Origin of the sequence: Ferdinandcohnia sp. QZ13 (genome assembly GCF_031324165.1) — a bacterium.
Taxonomy (GTDB): domain Bacteria; phylum Bacillota; class Bacilli; order Bacillales; family Bacillaceae_L; genus Ferdinandcohnia.
Genome location: NZ_JAVIVW010000001.1, coordinates 127678 through 147235, shown reverse-complemented (window position 1 = coordinate 147235; position 19558 = coordinate 127678). Strand labels below are relative to the sequence as shown.

11 protein-coding genes are annotated in these 19558 nt (G+C 37.1%); 5 read left to right on the top strand and 6 right to left on the bottom strand.

The genetic code is table 11. The features are described from left to right. Positions 1–23 precede the first annotated feature (23 nt). Positions 24–1391 carry a hypothetical protein gene (locus RGU12_RS00725; protein WP_309534350.1) on the top strand — a complete coding sequence of 456 codons (1368 nt, stop codon included), beginning with the start codon at positions 24–26 and terminating at the stop codon, positions 1389–1391. A gap of 48 nt (positions 1392–1439) precedes the next feature. On the opposite strand, the gene RGU12_RS00720 is transcribed toward RGU12_RS00725, so the two are convergent. The 5 genes from RGU12_RS00720 to RGU12_RS00700 form a co-directional block, all read right to left on the bottom strand. Beyond that, positions 1440–2339: a Gfo/Idh/MocA family protein gene (locus RGU12_RS00720; RefSeq protein ID WP_309534349.1), complete on the bottom strand. Its 900-nt coding sequence runs from the start codon at positions 2337–2339 to the stop codon at positions 1440–1442. 26 nt (positions 2340–2365) lie between these two features. Further along, positions 2366–3172, bottom strand: coding sequence for a carbohydrate ABC transporter permease (locus RGU12_RS00715; protein ID WP_396232290.1), 807 nt, complete (start codon positions 3170–3172; stop codon positions 2366–2368). A gap of 33 nt (positions 3173–3205) precedes the next feature. Further along, positions 3206–4162, bottom strand: coding sequence for a carbohydrate ABC transporter permease (locus tag RGU12_RS00710; protein WP_396232289.1), 957 nt, complete (start codon positions 4160–4162; stop codon positions 3206–3208). 105 nt (positions 4163–4267) lie between these two features. Next, positions 4268–5536 carry a sugar ABC transporter substrate-binding protein gene (locus RGU12_RS00705; RefSeq protein WP_309534348.1) on the bottom strand — a complete coding sequence of 423 codons (1269 nt, stop codon included), beginning with the start codon at positions 5534–5536 and terminating at the stop codon, positions 4268–4270. 312 nt (positions 5537–5848) lie between these two features. Next, entirely contained in the window at positions 5849–6928 is a 1080-nt protein-coding gene (locus RGU12_RS00700; RefSeq protein WP_309534347.1) for a GNAT family N-acetyltransferase, read from the bottom strand. Between the two features lie 217 nt (positions 6929–7145). Here RGU12_RS00700 and RGU12_RS00695 point away from each other — a divergent pair, with 217 nt between their 5' ends. The 4 genes from RGU12_RS00695 (at position 7146) to RGU12_RS00680 (ending at position 15551) form a co-directional block, all read left to right on the top strand. Continuing rightward, positions 7146–7769: a YesL family protein gene (locus RGU12_RS00695; protein ID WP_309534346.1), complete on the top strand. Its 624-nt coding sequence runs from the start codon at positions 7146–7148 to the stop codon at positions 7767–7769. Positions 7770–7936: 167 nt separating this feature from the next. Next, positions 7937–9532, top strand: a complete 1596-nt coding sequence (locus RGU12_RS00690) for an FAD-dependent oxidoreductase (RefSeq protein ID WP_309534345.1) — start codon at positions 7937–7939, stop codon at positions 9530–9532. An 887-nt stretch (positions 9533–10419) separates the two neighbouring features. Next, a complete protein-coding gene (locus RGU12_RS00685) occupies positions 10420–12399 on the top strand; it encodes a WD40 repeat domain-containing protein (protein WP_309534344.1) in 1980 nt (659 codons plus the stop codon). A 104-nt stretch (positions 12400–12503) separates the two neighbouring features. Further along, positions 12504–15551, top strand: a complete 3048-nt coding sequence (locus RGU12_RS00680; RefSeq protein ID WP_309534343.1) for an FIMAH domain-containing protein — start codon at positions 12504–12506, stop codon at positions 15549–15551. Between the two features lie 63 nt (positions 15552–15614). Here the strand turns inward: RGU12_RS00680 and RGU12_RS00675 are convergent, their stop codons facing one another. Then, positions 15615–19523, bottom strand: a complete 3909-nt coding sequence (locus tag RGU12_RS00675) for a carbohydrate binding domain-containing protein (RefSeq protein WP_309534342.1) — start codon at positions 19521–19523, stop codon at positions 15615–15617. Positions 19524–19558: the final 35 nt, after the last annotated feature.

Here is a 19558-nt window from a genome sequence, read left to right as displayed (position 1 = left end):
TGTCTTTTACTGGAGATGACATAATGAAAACGAATCAATTATCAACTAATGGTACTGAAATCATTATCGGTATCGTGAGTCCTGTAGAACTTGTGAACGAAATTATGAAAGCGCTTGAATCTTTTCCTAATTTTCAACCTTTCTTTTTACATTCAACACCTTCTACGACCCAACCTAAGGATATAGAAAATTTGGTCAATAAGGTTGAAGTTCTCCTTTTCATGGAATTTCCTACTTACCTGAAGGCCAAACAACTTTTCAATTTTGCTATTCCGGCACATTATGTTCCTTTAATGGGTACTGGCCTGTATCGTTCCTTATTTTTAATTAAAAATAAATATGACCTCAGGCACATTTCTATTGATACTGTTGAAGAGAAATACATTCAACAAATCCTATATGAATTAGGCGAAACCAATTACGAATTTACATCCTTTCCACATTACAGTCAGACTACTACTTTTGAGGAAATTGTTGAATTTCACCAATATAATTATCAAAACTTTAATTCCATTGTCATTACTGGTACCCAGGAGGTTTCAATGAAACTGTCTGATTTGGGCATACCGAATGAATGGGTAACCCCAACCTATCAGGACTTAATTGTGTCACTTGAGCGTGCATTGCTAGCGACGGAAGCCCGTAAAAATAAGGAATCACAAATTGTATTTGGTATTATCGATATTGATCAATTTGATAAAGCTACTGAAAAATACAAAACAGAACATGAAGTACAAGTATTTAAGCTAAAATTTCAACAAATGATGCTAAACTATACAAAGCTAATTGATGGTCACTTAATCAATTCTGGTGGAGATGAGTTTTCATTTATTACGACTCGCGGTATTTTCGAAAGAGAAACCCGTGGTTATAAATTCATACCCATTTTAAACTCAGCCAAAACAGAGTTAGGTGTATCCATAAGTATTGGTGTCGGCTTCGGTCTCTCTGCAGCGGAAGCAGGTAACCATGCTAGAATTGCCCTGCGTCAATCAAAAGAATTAGGCGGTAATGTCTGCTATATCGTTCGTGAAGATCAAAGTGTGATTGGTCCAGTTGACATTATCACGGATACTCAATATGAAAAATATGATTTATCCATCACTGATGCCGAACTCCTTAATAAAGCCGAACAGGCTGGAATGTCAGCCGCATATATGACAAAGCTAATGGCACGAGTAGCACGTCATAAAAAATATGATTATACAGCCCAAGAGTTAGCCACCACATTAAACATTACAACAAGAAGTGCACATCGAATCCTATTGAAGTGGATGGACGCCAATCTAGTAGATATTGTAGGTGAAGAAAAGATCACCTACAAAGGTAGACCAAGACGTATTTATCGACTTAGCTTTATCCTCGATGACCATGAAATAAAAAAAGAATGAAATGGCGGGAACTACATTACCCGCTGTTTTCACTTAAAGGCTTTCCTTTTATATATACACCTTTTTCCCCGTTTCCTTACTTTCATTTGCTGCCTCAATGAACCGAATAATTTCTATTGTTTCATGCAACGGCACTCGTGTTTTACCGTCTTTTAAAAAACTTAAAACATTCTCTAATAAACTAGCATAAAAGGGTTTCGAGGAAGAATTGATCGATACATACTCACTACCTTTTTCAAAATGAATAACGGCACCAAAATCTCCATTTCCTTTTCTATTCCCTCTCACGCTAAAAAGACGACCATCTTGCCATTCTGAAACAAGTACATCAAAATCCTCGTTCGATTCTGAACGAACATGCTTTGCACCAGTACCAACTATCGTATAGAGCATTTCAATCGCATGAATCCCATACCAAAAATACCCTCGTTGGGTGTCAACAATCTCCATCGGTCCAAAACAGTCAGCTCCAATTATCTTCCCTTTATCCTCTATGGCAAGTGCCATGTTTAAGCTTTCCGCATATCGCAAGGCTGAAGAGCTCATAATAGGTGTCTCATATTGATCAGCTAGCTCCACGATTCTTCTTGCATCAGAGGTAGTTAAGCAAAATGGTTTATCAATGAATAAAGGTTTCTTAAACTTACACAATTTGCTTACTTGATCAAGATGAACCCTTCCATCAACAGACTCTATTAAAATCGCATCGCAATGCTCTGCCACTTCTTCCATCGTATGGACGATTTGAACACCCAGTTGCTCAACTTCTTTCGTAATTGGACCAACACGGGAATAACTTAAATTAAAATCAGATGAACTCACTGGATGCGCCATGACTACTTTCCCACCCCCTACATAAAAAGGGTGGGACGGATCGTTTAATAACTTTGTAAAAGCCGTTGCATGTGAGGTATCGAGACCAATCATTCCTATTTTTAAATCCCCCATATATTCACTCCCTTACTTACGTTAACTTATTTCAGGCCTGATAACTGTATGCCTTCTGTGAAATACTTCTGGAAGAATAAGAAGATTAAGAAGGTCGGGATAAATGAGAGTGTCGCTCCGGCCATTTCAATTCCAAAGTTTCCTTCTTTGCTCAATGTGGAAGCTAGCCCAACTGTGATTGGGTACATTTTTTCATTTGTCATATAAATTAATGGCTGAAATAAATCATTCCAGTTACTTACAAACGCAAATGTCCCAACAGTCGCAATAGATGGAAATGCTAGTGGCATATAAATTTTACGAAACACCTGAAAATCATTAGCTCCGTCCATTCTTGCGGCTTCATCTAATTCCATAGGAATCCCTTGCATGAATTGGCGAACTAAAAATACACCCATTATCGCCCAAAGTTCGGGAACAATTAAAGCTTGGTATTCATTAATCCAACCAAATTTTGAAAACATGATGAATTTCGGAATGATAAGCAGTTGCGATGGTATCATGATTACGGCCATAAATGTCCAGAATATGAATTCCCTTCCGATGAATTGCTTCCTAGCAAATATATAGCCTAGTAAACCAGCAAAAAACATTTGTGAAAAAACAGGAATAATGGTTATTACAACCGAGTTAAAAATCCATCGTAAGAAATTATCATTACGAAATAGATACGCAAAGTTACTAAAAGACACACTGTCTGGAATCCAAAATAACGGATCCATAGCTGCATAAGTCGTTTCTTTAAATGAACTTAATGCCATAATTAAAAATGGCAGAAGAAAGCAAAATCCTAGGAAGAACAGTACAAAATAGTTAAGTAGTCTTTTTATCAAGATATTTCATCTCCCTTACAATCACGCTCAGCCTTAATAGATACCTTGATCTTTTCCAAAGTATTTTCTCTGAATAAGCGAAATGATTAAAATAATCGCGAATAATACGTAAGATAAAACAGCTGCATAGCTAAAGTTCAAATTCGTGAATCCGATTTGGTATAAATAAAATACAATTGTGCTTGTTGAGAAGTTTGGTCCTCCGTTTGTTAATAAGAATGCAGAGTCAAAAATTTGGAAAGAACCAATTGTCGTAATGATTAATACATAGAAATGAATCGGTTTTAATAATGGGAAAGTGATTAACCAAAAGGATTTTAAAGGTGAAGCACCATCAATTTTTGCGGCTTCATACATATCTTTTGGAATGGACTGGAGCCCTGCAAAGTAATAGATCATTGTGCTTCCAGATACTTTGAATATACTCAAACCTGCCAATACAAGTAAGGCTTGTGAAGAATCAGATAAAAACAACTGAGGTTTAATCCCTAAAAAGCTTAATAAGTAGTTAATTAATCCTGATTCCGTCCCAGAAAATAGCCATTCCCAGATACCTGCCACAACAACAAATGATGTAACAACAGGCAGAAAAAAGATTCCTTTGAAAAATTTTGTAAATCGTATTCCTGATTTTATAACAAGAGCTAAAATTAAACCAAGTGCCATTGTAGGAAGTATATAATAGAAGGAAAATAAAATAGTGTTCCAAATTGATTTTAAAGCAATGTCATCTTGAAACAATTGCTTCCAGTTGCGTAAACCAACGAACTCGGAAGTACCGATAATTCGATAATTAAGAAATGTTAATATAAAACTATATACAAATGGAATGACTTGAAATATTAGAAAATGGATTAATACAGGAGTAAGTACAAGATAAACAAGACCATTTCTTCTCCATTCATCTTTGATCCTTTTCTTTAAAGGAGGCTTGACCTTTTTTATGTTTTCCAGAGGTACTTTGTTATGAGTTTCTACGACCTTTTCCAAGCTATCACCTTATTTCTTTTATTGATAAACAAAACAAGTTTTCATAAACAGAGAGTTTTATTCTCAAAAGGAATAAAACTCTCTTTACGTTAAGAAGCTATTATTTTACGGCTTTGCTAACTCAGCTTCGATTGCTTCAGCTGCTGCATCTGCTGCTTCTTGAGGAGTTTTGTCTCCTGCCATCATAGCTTGAATTTCAGCTTGAATAAATGGCATGATTGCACGCCCTTTTGGATGTATAACACCAGGTAATGCATATTGTGTATATGTTGCTAATTGACTCATATATTGATTGGAATCAAAAATATCTTTTGCTTCTTCTTGTGTTGGGATATATTGCGTTACTGTATTGAAAATACGTTGATTTTCAGCATTTGTTACTGCCTTTACAAATTCTGCTGCTGCATCTGGATTATCACTGTTTGAAGGCACTACAAACATTCCAGTTGTACCATATGTTAATTGCTTTTCACCAGTTAATGGAGGAGCAATTGCGAAATCAAATTTACCTTCTTTTTCCATCATCGTAATACTTATCCCAGATCCAAGTTGTGCCAATATTTTTCCACCGAACCATAATTCATCTTGTGTGGTTGCTGTAATAGAATCTTCTGGAATATATCCTTTTTGATAGAAATTATTTATTATCTCGAACGCTTTCACACTTTCAGAGCTATTGATTAATACTTCATTTTCATCTGTTACAACATCTCCACCAGCTTGCCAAATCCAAGGATAGATTGTTCCATTCATGGAACCTCCTCCCAGATAGTTTAATGCATAGAAACCTTTTTCTTTTGCTTTAGCTGCCCATGCCTCAAATTCTTCCCACGTTTTTGGTAGATTTGCTGGATCTTCTCCAATCGCTTTCACGACGTCTAGATTATAAATGAATGTATAAGCTTCTTGCAGGATTGGTAATCCATACTTCTTGTCTTTCCATGTAGTAGATACTAATGAAGTATCAACAAACCCTTCAAGATCAGAATTCTCTAAATATGGGTCTAATTCTAAAAGCATTCCTACATCTGCATATTGCGGCATTTGGTCAGGAATCGCATAGAATACATCTGGTCCATTGTTAGCTGCTAGTGCAGTTAGGACTTTTTGGTCTCGATTTGCCCACGGAATCGTTTCTATGTTTACTTCTACGTCAGGAAACTCTTTGTTGTAATTTGCAGTGATTTCTTTCCACATTTCCTCTTCTTTCTTAGCATCACCTGTATAAGGATGAACCCAAACAGTTATTTCACCATCCACTTTTCCTGAATCCTTTCCTTTATCAGGAGTTGTTGACGAATCATTACTACATGCAGAAAAAAGTAAGCTACCTGAAAGCAAAAGTGCCATGAACGAAAAACGTTTCTTTTTCATCTACGAAATTCCCCCTATTTAGTTAAGTTCAATAAAAAATCTCAATGACTAATAACCTATCAATGTTTGTTGTTTTTCCATCCCCCCCTTTAAACCGCCGTCCATTTTGACTGAAAATACACATAATTGAAAACGGTAACATCTCATTTTAAAAAAATTTGCTACATATTCTTGCTTGAATACTTATATTCTATTTTGTTTGGGGTATTGTGACAAGTCTATTAATTGTCTTTAATAGGAAATGAAATTTAATTTAGTTCCCAAACAAAATATGGTTGCATAAAATGCGCTTTACCATATCAACGAGTCATATTACACATAATTCAAACCTTGTGGAAATGGAAACGGGATCGGAAAAATATCAGAATACCAATCTACATTCTTGCTCCCTTTTAAGATCAGCTCTTCTACATCAAGATTACACAAGATAGTTGAATTTTCATCATTAAAAAGGCGTTTCTGTTTATCATCCACAGTTGAAATGACAAGTTTGTCTTTAAAGTATGGACCAAGCTGGTTTAGCAATAGATCCAAATTCATGATTTTTATTGTTCCTGGATATGTCTGATCCACCTTTTCCTGAAAAGAGTCAAGATCTTGAATAAGTTCTTTTTCATAGCTTGGGACGTTCCATAACAGAGAATCTGGGCCGTATGTAAATGCTTCTGCAAGCAAGGAACGAATGGCAATTGGATCTCCACCCCATTCAATGACGCGAGAGTCCACTCCTTCTTGTTCTTGGTATGGCACCCCAAATATTAAAAATGCATTTAACTCATTATTCTTCTCGGCTACAAGGACTTTATGTTTCATTTTAAAAATACTTGCAAACCCAGCACCCTTATTAAGCTGCGCAATTTCATAAATGGTCTGTTCATACCTAATTTTTCGATTTTGACTTAGTTTTTTAATCTGAAACCAATCATAAGGACCAAGTTCTCTGACTTTATAAGATGTATCAGCTGTAATGTCACCACTATGAAGTTTATATTGATTCATCTTTCCATAGAAAGTACAACCTTGCTTAATATAGAGTGGTAAATCCCCTGAAATAAATAGAACAGATGCACCAGACTTGTTGACATGCTCGAAAATTTTCTTTAATAGTGTGTTGGCTAATCCTTTTCTGCGATAGTCAGGGTCTGTACAAACAGCACCAATTGAATAAGCCTGGATATCAGCACCTTCAAGATGTAGAACGGATGGAACCAAACCAATAAATGAAACTAGTTTATCATCGACAAAGGCGCCATAAGATTGGTTCAACGCAGAAGAAAACACTTGTGGGAATGCAATTCCCATCGACACATGCCCTTCTTTACGAAAAACCTTATCTGCTAAAATAATGGCTTGTTGGAATTCATCTTCTTTAACCAAGCGGATTTCTAGCATAAGTTCACCTCTTTTTATCATTTATTACAACACACGGGAATGGAGTCCAATAAGTGTTTAAAAAATGGAATCGCTACCATTAAATCCATGTTATAATACAACTAAACTTACAATACTTACCTTCTATTTTATGTTAATTTTATCAAGTGACAAGTCTATTAATTGTCTTTAAATAATTCGCAATGATTTTTTCAACAAGTGGATTGAGGTGGCCGATTTGGGTGGATGGGAGAAATTTAATCATTTTGCAGTTATGATGTTGAAGTTTGCATATGTAAATATACTATGGATTGTTTTTACAGTTTTGGGATTTGGAGTGCTAGGGCTATTCCCTTCGACAGGTGCAATGTTTACGATTGTCCACAAATGGCTTAGTAAAGAACCAGTTGAGAAGATCTTTCGAACGTTCTGGAACACCTATAAGAAGGAATTTATTTCTCTTAATAAATTTGGCTTATTTTTCATTTTAATTGGCTATATCTTACTTTATGATTTTATGTTTTTACAAAAGAATGTAGATAAATTGCAATTCCTGTTTCCAATCTTACTATTTCTGTCCATTTCGTATATTGTCACATTATTTTATTTCTTTCCTGTATATATACAATTCGAAATGAAATTCTTTCAATATATCAAACAATCCTTTTTGATTGCTGCTAGTTCCCTTATAGAGACGATTCTTATCTTGACAGCAGGTATGCTTCTGGGGATTCTTGTAAATTTAATACCAGGAATTATTCCGTTTTTTACTGGAAGTGTGTTAGCACTAGCAATTACGTGGTGTAGTAACCGCGCCTTCTTGAAAATTAATAATAAGAAAAAGTTGATTACACAGGAATAAATCAGCAATGCTATTGAGAGTGTCCGTATTTTGGGACACTCTTTTTCTCTGCCTAAAATATGTCTGACTTAAAGTCCATTAAAAGTCTTGATTATTCCAATTATTCTTTTAAACTTTTAAGTAGGTTTGAAAGGGTTAACATGTTACCGCATTTAAGGAGGATATCAATGGATTTCAGTCACTTACATTATTATGTTCCTACTCCAAAAGTTAGCGAACCCACTGTTATACAAAGAGATTTGATCATCTATGGCGCTACACCCGCTGGAATAACAGCGGCCATTCAAGCGAAACGCATGGGTCTATCTGTCGTAATTGCTGAATTCGGAAAAAATATTGGGGGTATCACCGCAAGTGGGTTAGGTGCCTCTGATATTGGTGCGAAGGAAGCAATTGGTGGTTTATCGAAAGAATTCTTTCAGGAATTAGGAAACTACTACAACAAGAACGAACAGTGGACATTTGAACCAAAGGCAGCCAAATATGTATTTGAAAAATGGCTAAATGACTTTGAGATCGAGGTTGTTTATAATCAGCATGTAATCGAAGTTATAAAAGAGAATACCAGGATAACTAAAATAATCATGGAAGATGGAACTACATATATAGGCGATGTATTTATTGATGCTAGCTATGAGGGTGACGTAATGGCTAAAGCAGATGTTACTTACGTTGTAGGTAGAGAATCGAATGCAACCTATAAAGAGACCTATAATGGGATTCAATTTGGACATCCCCACCACCAATTTGACAAATGGATTGATCCCTATGTAATCGAAGGCGACCCTACAAGTGGAATTTTACCAGGTATTACTGAAACCACTAATGAAACTCTTGGCTATCAAGGACAAGGTGACCATCGAATACAGGCATATAATTTCCGCATTTGCTTAACAAATCGGGCTGATAATCGTGTTCCTTTTCCTAAACCACCTTGCTATAATCGTGACCGCTACTCATTATTGTTACGTTATATCAATGCAGGTGTATGGGATGCGATGAATCTTCATACGATGTTACCAAATGGAAAGACTGATTTGAATAACTATGGAGGATTTTCAACTGATAATATCGGGATGAATTATGAATGGCCCGATGGGGATTTCGAGACACGTGAAAGGATTTTCCAAGATCATTTTACCTATAATCTTGGCTTGCTCTACTTTTTAGCAAATGATGAACAAGTTCCTATAGTGATTCGCGACGAGGTCTCCCAGTGGGGATTAGCCCGTGATGAATTTGAAGAAACTGGGCATTGGCCACATCAGCTCTATATTCGAGAGGCAAGAAGAATGATAGCTGACTATGTGATGACAGATCACAATTGTTTAGGTCACATGACTGTAAATGATTCAATTGGATTAGCATCCTATCAAATGGACTCCCATCATGTTAGAAGATTGATCATTGATGGTCGTGTATACAATGAAGGCGACGTAGAAATACCGATTTCACCTTACCCAATCTCGTATCGTTCGATTCGTCCAAAAGCTGAAGAATGTACAAATTTACTTGTTCCCGTTTGTTTATCTAGTTCCCATATCGCCTATGGTTCCATACGAATGGAACCCGTATTCATGATATTAGGTCAATCAGCAGGTGCTGCAGCTGCTTTAGCTCACAAAAATCAAACAACCGTACAAGACATTTCTTACAATCAGTTAAAAATGGAATTGCTCTCTTTCGGACAAGTACTCGAATGGGATGATTCAATTGAGGATGACCCTATATTACGAATGAAAGAGACGTTTGGAAAGAAATAAAAAGAAGGACTACATTTTAATTGCAAATGTAGTCCTATTTTATTTTTATGGTAGGATGTTTTCGCAAATTTGTTGTTACAATATCCTTAGAAAAATTTATCTGTGAACTAAAAATGAGATTATCTCGTTCGTCACCTCCTAATATTATCCACCCCTGAACCTGTTAATCATATTATCTAGTTCCAATCCTCCTAATATTATCCATCTGAGAGCATGTTAATACCCTTATCAAGTCCACAATCTCCTAGTATTATCCATCTCTGAACCTATTATTGATATTATCTAGTTCGAAACCTCCTAATATTATCCATCTCCGAGCCTGTTAATTATATTATCCAGTTCTCAACCTCCTAATATTATCTATCTGAGAGCATGTTAATACCCTTATCAAGTCCACAATCCCCTAATATTATCCATCTCTAAGCCAGTTAATGACATTATCTAGTTCCTAATCTCCTAATATTATCCATCTGCTGACAGGCTAATCACGTTAATTAGATCACCATTCCCTAATAATATCCATATGAAGACTTTACGCTAAAGTACTTGATGTACTAGCCGCATTTACCCTTTCACAAAAGTGATATAAGTCTGATAAATGTCTTTAGATGAGCATACTAACAAGTCCGTCTTTTGTATGATAACAGAGTTCTAACCCCCTCCTACTATAGAACTAAATTCTTTATCGTCATTTTAAAGACTAAATTCTTTCATTATCCTTTAAGTGAAATCAGAAAATTTTTAATAGTCTTTATCTACTCACTTAGTTAAAGTATGGAGGTGTTTTCGACGTATTTTTTATATGCGGTTTCAAAGTGGTGTTCGTACAATAACGTTCAACTTCAAGTCTCTCTGCCCTACCTAAAAACGTGAAAGGAAGGTAAGCCATGAAAAACAAAACTCTATCTTATTATGTCATTACAGTTCTAGTCTTCTCATTATTTTCAAGTGTACTTGGTAGCCATCACACATCTGCGGCAGAAAACAATATTCGTGAGATTGGCACGGTGCTTAATTCCGTTTCCGTTCCTGCTGCTGATTATGGAAAAGGTCCAAATGGTGAAGATTGGGTATACGCGGTCGCTAATGGCTCCCCTGCTGTGTTTAATGTACTAGATGCAAAAACTGGAGAACGCGTTGCGAGTTTTCCACTTGATGGAGCAAGTGGTGCATGGGGTGTCACAGTTGACCCTATGGGAAATGTTTATATCGGAACGTACTCTAGTGCCTCATTGTTTAAGTATGTTCCAGGTGCTAATCATGTAGAGAATCTAGGAAATCCAATACCAGGTGAATCTTTTATTTGGCGCATTAAGTCAGATGAGGATGGTCGTATTTATGGCGGAACCTTTCCAAGCGGCAAAGTCTTTCAATACAATCCCGCAACTAAGAAATTTCGTGATTATGGCCAAGTAAAAGAAGGACAACAATACGCCAGGGGTCTTGATATTTATAAAGACAAACTTTATGTAGGGCTTGGAACTCAAGGAGCAAACCTTGTCGAAGTTGATATACATACTGGTGAAAAAGTAGAGATTCCACTACCTGATAAGTATGCGAAACAGACCTATATCTATGATATTGATGTAATTCGCAATAAGATGTTTGCTCGGGCAACCGGTTCTAGTAATACAATACTCGTTTTCGATTTAAAAACAATGAAAATCATCGATGAAATTGTTGGTGCAAATGGACTTGATGTTTCCGAACCGGGTCCTGGTAATTTGGTTTATTTTATCAAAAATGAAGAGTTGTATTCATACGATTTAAACTCATTAAAACTAACACCGACAGGTTTCAATAACCTATTTTCTGCTAGAGATTTCGGTTGGGCAAAATTTGAAAATAATAAGTTTCCAGGTAAGACACTGGTTTCAATTGCTTGGGATGGTAAAATTCGTCACTACAATCCAATCATGGGAAATCATCAAATTTTACAAGGTCAATTGAGTGGTCAACCAGTTAGTATCCAATCCCTTACTCAAGGACCTAACGGTAATATTTTTGTTGGGGGATATTTGTCTGGTGGGCTTGCTGAATATGATTTTACAACGGGTCAAGTAACGGAGAATAAAGGGCTAGGACAAATCGAAGGAATGATTACCCATCAAAATAGATTATATATGGGAATTTATCCAGGTGGGTTCTTATATTCCTACAATCCTACTGAAAGCTATGAAATGGGTATAAATCCAGTTGAACATTTCAGCTTAAAATCAGAGGGACAGGATCGCCCCTTCGCTTTAGAATCAGCTGGTGATTTATTGGCAATTGGTACAGTTCCTGATTATGGACAGCTTGGTGGTGCATTAACGATATTTAATCCATCTACAAATGATTATACCTTGCATCGGAATATTGTTGAAAATCAAAGTGTAATTTCATTAGCGTATAAGGACGGGCTTCTATATGGTGGGACTTCTGTTTGGGGTGGACTAGGTATTACTCCTACAGAAAATGAAGCGAAATTGTTTGTCTATAATATGCATACAGGTGAGAAGCAATTTGAAACCATTCCAGTTCCCGGTGAAAAAGCCATTTCAGCCCTAACCTTTGATAATGATGGAAACCTTTGGGGGCTGACTTCTGGCATCTTATTTAAATTTGACACAACAACTAATCAGGTTGTTGAGACAAAGGAACTGTATCAAGTGAATTGGGATTCAATTAGTCATTTATGGCGGGAAGGTTTTTTACAATTTGATGATGGTTATTTATATGGTCAAGTTCGAGGAGATATAGTGAAAATTAACCCGGATACATTGGAACATGAAGTGTTAGCAGAAGATACCAAACTATTTGCAATGGATCCAGATGGCAATATCTATTTTGCTAGAGGTACCAAGCTATATCAATACGACAGATAGATTAATAGCGAGAACCATTTCTCTGCTATCAACTCTTATCAAATCTGACAGGTAAAATTCGTTTTACCTGTCAGAAATATTGACGAATCCAGGAGGAATAGGAATTGGAAGAAAAAATGAGACTTTTTTCTATCGTTTTACTTGCCACAATACTCGTCTTCTCCACTCTTCCCTATGGCCAACACACGAATTCCGTAGCTGCTGAAGATAATTGGAAAGAATTAAGTGTCGAGAACGGGGATTTTGAAGCAAAACCTACATCTGAGGCAGATTTGCCATCATGGGTGTATTGGACGGGAGGCTTTAAGACCGGAATGAGTATTTCGAATAAAGTTGTAAATACTGGAAACCAAAGTCTAGCTATCGATAATAACGGGGTAGTTGGCTTATTCAGCCAAGAAATTGCAATCACGGAAGGTAATCAATATAAATTAACAGCCAATCTGTATGTTGAAGAATTAACTGGAAAACCAGGGATTTGGCTTCGCTGGATCGATGAAAAAGGTACTATTATATCAAACTCTGCAAAGTATTTTGATGTTTCTGAGTTCAATAAATGGCAAACCGTAGATATTGAAGCAACTGCCCCCACCGGTGCAAAAGGAGTTAAAATATTTATTTATCAATCATCTACATCCAATATGAAAGGATATTATGATGATGTCAGATTTTTTGAGAAAGAATCAAATATTTTAGACTTCCCTATTAAATATGGAAAACCTATTAATCACGGTCCAGCCGCGTTGGCCGCAAAATCTCAAGGAGTAGCGATTGGAGATGGTGAACTCTACTATGCTACGAACGGTTCACCTGCAACGTTTTATGCAGCTGATGCGAAAACGGGAGAAAAAATATTCTCAGAAAACCTCCCAGGAAGTGATGTCGTTTGGGCAATGGTTGTAGGTGCGGATGGAAATGTGTATTTTGCTGGAACTTATAATGGAATTTTATACAGATATGTAGTGAAGGAAAAACGTTTAGAGCAACTCGGGAAGAATCCTTCAGACAATTGGGTTTGGCAGTTAGAGGCTTCTCACGATGGAAAAATATACGGAGCAACCTATCCAAATGCGAAAGTATTCGAATATAATATTGAATCTGCTCAATTTACAGATTTAGGAACTTTTTATGAAGGTCAACAATATGCACGCGGACTTGGAATTACGGAAGATAGTCTATATGTCGGAATGGGTACAACCGCTTATTTAATGAAGATGGATCTTGCAACAGGTGAAAGAACTGAAATTAATCTACCAATTACAGGTACATCCACATCTATATCGAATATTTGGGAATATGGTAATTTTATTTTTGTTGCATATGGAACTTCATTAGTAACGATTGACAAGTCAACCGGTGAAGAAGTGAATACCATGGATTGGCAGGATGAGCATACTTTTGATGGGCTCATTTCATCCCCTTCTCCATATGATGAAAATATTCTTTACTACATTAATAAAAATACACAACAATTATGGACCTACGATATGACTACACATAAGACAGCAAAGGTAGAGCCAACGGTGCAGCTGCCGGCTACCCCTGCAAAAGCGATGCGTTGGATAAAGGATGAAAGCGGTAAAGATGTGTTGGCTATTTTACATCATCAGATCGAATACTCAATTTTCGACCCTACCACACATACTGTAAAGGTCAGTTACCCAGAAGTGGATATGCAAGGTTTGTTAATGCAAAGCTTAGAAATTGGTGAAGATGAAAAGATTTATATGGGTGGGTATCAAGGTTCTTTTGGAGTCTTTGATACGGCGATTGATAAATACATCCTACAAGAACGCGATCCTCACCAAATTGAAGGAATTGGGTTTCTAAATGGTGATGTCTATCTTGGAACATATGGTGGAGCTAAAATTTACAAATATGATCCAAACCGCCCTTTTACCTTCTCTGGTGGTAAAAACGGCGAAAATCCCGAGTTAGTACAAGACATCGAGGATGATCAAAGTAGGCCTTTCACGTTTACATCTGGTGATAACAAGCTCTTTGTGGGAACCATTTCTGATTATGGAAGATTAGGTGGAGCACTTACGATTTATGACTCGAAAACGAATGAGTGGAAAACCATTCGGAATATCATTAAAAATCAAAGTATCATCGGATTAGCTTATCTTAACGGAACAGTATTTGGTGGCTCCACGATATCGGGTGGTCTTGGCATTGAACCAACTGAACCCAAAGCGAAAATGTTCGAATATGATGTGGCAACGGGTCAACATGAAGTATTCGACCTCAAAGTGAAAGGTTTAGAAAAACCTGAAATGATTGGCGAATTGTCCGTTGGTCCTGATGGAAACGTCTGGGGTGTTGCATGGGGACTAGATGAGGCTGGCGCTTATAACACAGTTATCTTCGCGATGAATCCAGATAATCGTGAAATTGTAAAAAGTACACAACTTTATAAAGGTGTAAACCGAGGAAGCCAATGGCGACCATTCTTCATTCGCTGGGATAACCAAGGTTTCCTATACACAACAGCTGCTCGTACACTAACTGTTATCGATCCAGAAACAATGAAAAGTAAACAATTGGTTAATGGTAATGTCAATTTGATGGATGTAGATAAGGAAGGAAATATTTACTATTCATTTGACCATAACTTGTATCAACTACCTGTTCCACTTGAAAATGGAACAGTAACTGTCGATGGTGAATCAATGCTACAAGGTACGGAGCAAAACATTAATTTAACCGTTACACTCGTAAATGGAAATACAATCAATTTAGCAGGAGCTCAGATAGAGTGGATCAATTCAAATCCTGATGTTGCTACCATTGAGGGTGGTAAAATTCTCGGGAAAAATGCAGGATCAACAGAGATTTATGCAACCGTCACATATAATGGAGAAGAAATCAAAACAAATACGCTTGTCGTAACTGTTGATGTTACAAGTGAAACATTAACAAAGCAAATCAACGAGCTCGAAAAAGCAGAAAGCATTCCACATTCTGTGGCACAACAACTTAGCAACCGATTAGCACAAGCTGAACAGCATTACCAAAAAGGGAAGAAAGATCAAGCACTAAAACATCTTGAGGATTTCCGAAAGCATCTAAACAATAGTAACATTGAGGGCGAAATCAAAATTACATTACTCAATAACGTTGCTTCTATTGAGGAAGCAATCAAAAAATAATAACAAAAAAATGGTCCTCTGCGTGAGCAGAAGACCATTTTTGATTAGTCCACATTGTGATGATTACTCTTGTTTACCTGACTTGTCTGGTTTGCCTGGGTTAATCGGCTTTCCTGGTTTATCCGGTTTTCCCGGTTTATCCGGTTTTCCTGGTTTATCCGTTTTTCCTGGTTTATCCGGTTTTCCTGGTTTATCCGGTTTTCCTGGCTTATCAGGTTTTCCTGGCTTACCCGGTTCTTCGGGTTCGGATGGTTCATCCGTCCAAACAATTGTATACAATAGAGTTGATTTTCCATCTTTACCGGTCACTACAATTTCTGCTTTATCAGTTAAATGCACGATTTCTACGGTTGCCCCCACTTGAGTAGCCTCTGCCACGATATTTTCAGTTTGTTCACCATTTAACGTATAAATAGTAGTACCAGGTTGAAAACCTTCAAGCTCCTCCCCATCAATCGTGATGGATTTTAAGGTTGCATCCGTTTCAGGAACAGCAATTTTATGTAGCTCACTGCCTAACGCATAATAGATGCTTCCATCAATGCCTACAGTCATACTGTTCATAAAATCTTCCACAAGAACTTTGTAATCCAATGTTTCAGGGTCAATCGCAATTAGTTTACGGGACAAGGTTGTATATAGCATGCCGTCTGGTCCCCACTCCAGTTGATATGGGTACCATTTACTACTATTATATAAACTTGGTCGAATCACTTTACTGTCAACAACTTCATAGGTTTCTGGATCCATTTTAAAAATAGTTCCTTCAACAGCACCCCATAGGTATCCATCAGGACCAAATGATAAGTCACCAATCATACGAGGTGTAACGTCTATTCCCGGTATCTCAGGTGTGAATTCTGCCATCTTCTCACCTTTTTCAACATCCCATACAAAAATCTTCGCTTCAGTTGCTTTTGGGTTAATTCCTAAACCACCCCATACTGAAGTACCACCAAATAACTTACCGTCATGATAAGCTAAACTAATAATACTTTGATCCTGAACAACATTTCGTTGTTGGAACCATTCACCTGTATCCTCATCAAAGATGGCTAAAGCCCCACCTAATACACCATAATCAGGGACTGTTCCAACAAATAGTTTGTTATCACCTGATGTAACCACAAAAGGACGATCTTGTTCATCTTTAATGTCATATTCAAGATGTGGATTACTATTTAGATCCACTGGCTGATTGTGGTCATAGCTGTACATAATCGCACCCACATACGTACCAAAATAAACTTTGTCATTCAAAAATCCGATTCCCTCTGGTTGAGCAAACGAGGAAATATTTACTTCAATCTCGTCAGTGAAAGGATTATATACACTCATACCACGTTGATAGCCGCCCATATATAGTTTTCCATCTGGACCCGTTTCAAGAGACTGGATGGCTACAGCTGTTGCTGCAAGATCTAATGCGACAAAGTTCAGTTCATTTGTTTTCGGATTGTATAACATGTATTCACCATATTGTGTAACAAATGCCAAGACTGTAACCCCAGTAGATAACGTAATCCAAGCCATATCCTTTACTCGTGGAGTATCTGGAAGAATTGGAATTCCTTCAATCAACGTTTCTACATTTGTATTTAGGTCATATTTGTATAATTGTGTGCCATTTTTATAGTAAATCATGTGAGGCTCTGAAGGGTCCGGTTCTGAAATCATATTACTAAATTGGAACGAACCCTCTACTTCCATCGTCTCAGGGTCAACGACAATCATATTAACGGTTGATACAGCTACAAGAAGTTTCCCATTCACAACCCAAACATCCTGAATGAATCCGTTCTCACCTGAATGCCCTTCAAGAATAAGCTCTTCTTTCTCACCTGTATGTCGATTGATTTTATACAGATGCTTCATTGTGCCAATTCCTACGTAGATATAATCCCCATCTACAGCTAGTCCACGTGCATAATCTTGATCTTTGACACTACCAAAATCTTTAAATTCACCAGTATTAATGTCATATTCAAACACACCTGCACCTGGATAGGTTGCACCATAAATTTTACCATCTTCTGTCGCTTCTAAATCCCATACCCAAGCTGCAGAAGGATTGGCTCCTAGTTCTTGGACTTCTTTTAATTCTGGTACATATCGGTATAGTTTTCCATCAGAAGTACTAGCGAAATACACATTTTTATCTGGGCCAATCGTAATTGCCCACACAGCTTCTGTATTGTCAATGACTTTAGAAAACTTGAGTTCCCCTGTCTCGGCATTTAGGACAGAAAACGTCCCAGGGGCACCATTAGAATGATAATATACTTCATTTTCACCTAAACTATTTTCCTGAATTGCTCCTGCTTGTCCTAATTGAACATGAACCATCTCACCTAGATTAATAGGTGTTCCATATTCACGGTCAAATTGGCCATCTTCCGTCACTTTTTCAAAGGAAACATCGTCAAAATAAACCTCTGTAAAACTAATCCCGCCAGAATAGAAAGCGAGTCTTGCGTATGCTGCATTATCCGGGGCTACACTAAAAACTTTTAAATCTTTCCATTCATTTTTTGGTAAGTTACCATTCAATTCCCGATGCTGAGTTATACTCTTATTATTTGAATCAAAATAACGGATTTCGGTCACAACGTTATGCGTTTGACTTACAACGTTTGAGTAGACAGTCAATAAATAGGATGCACCGGCTTCAACTGCTATTTTATCACTCAAAACACTCACACCTGCTTTATCAGTAGTATCATGTAAATGTACACTTTGCACTCCTGACCGTGCTCTATCTGTACTTACTTGAATACCAGGACCTTCAAATTCTGATGTCCACCCAGGAATGCTTCCATCAACGACTGCTTCTTCAAAGCCAGGATTAACCACTTCTGTATGTATGTCGTCAACTGGAGGTTGTTCAGTGGAGAGATTTTCAAGTGTTACATCATCAAAATAAGCTTCCGTAATTGAAGGATGACCTGAATTGAAACGTAGTTCTACCTGTGTCGCACCTTCTGGAACGTCAAATGGGACTTGAATTTCAGTCCACTTATCAGTTCCTAAAACAGCAGCACTAAAGTTAATAAAAGTAGCATTGTCAACCCTTTGTCCTTCATCGTTAAAAAAGTGAACCTCATAACCAATACTATGCGATTGTCTGACAACATTCACATATGCTTTCGCAATATATGACCCTCCTGTGGTAACAGGAATCTTATCACTCGTTACCTGTAAATTACCACCTGGATTGTTGTTATTTTCATCTTTAAAATATAAACTCTTATTACCTGTATGTGCTTTCTCTGAACTAAATGCAAAACTTGTGGAAGGGTTATTTGTTACGCGGCTCCATCCAGGAAATACAACTTCTTCTTCAAATGATTGGTTTACTGGTAAAATTTCTGTTGAATCAGAATCCTTCACAATTTTAACATCATCAAAGTAAGCTTCTGTATTAGATGGATGACCTGAATTAAATCGAAGCTCAACTTGGGTAGCACCTTCTGGAACTGTAAAAGGCACCTTGATTTCAGTCCATTGATTCGTTCCTAAAACTGTTGATTGAAAATTAATGAACGTTGCACTTCCAATCTTTTGATTTTCAGTATTAAAATAATGAACTTCGTATCCGATACTATGGGATTGTTTAACAACATTCACATACGCCTTTGCAGTATAGGACTCGCCAGGATTAACGGCTATCTTCTCACTTGTCACCTGCAAGTTCCCGCCTGGATTATTTGAATTTGAATCTATAAAATGCAAGCTATGTGTACCAGTATTCGCCCGTTCATTACTGATAGCGATACTTGTTGAAGGGTTGTTCGTAACTAGACTCCACCCAGGGATCACAACTTCTTCAAAACCTCCATTTCGTACCACGCTTGGGCCTGATTCTGCAGAAACCTTGAGTGTTCCAGAACTAATATAAGGAGCGATAAAACTGAATAAAAGAGTAAAACAAAATGTGAGCATGATTGTTTTTTTCATCTTTCTATTGCTCAAACAACAAACCTCCCTTAAATTGTTTAGATTTGAAA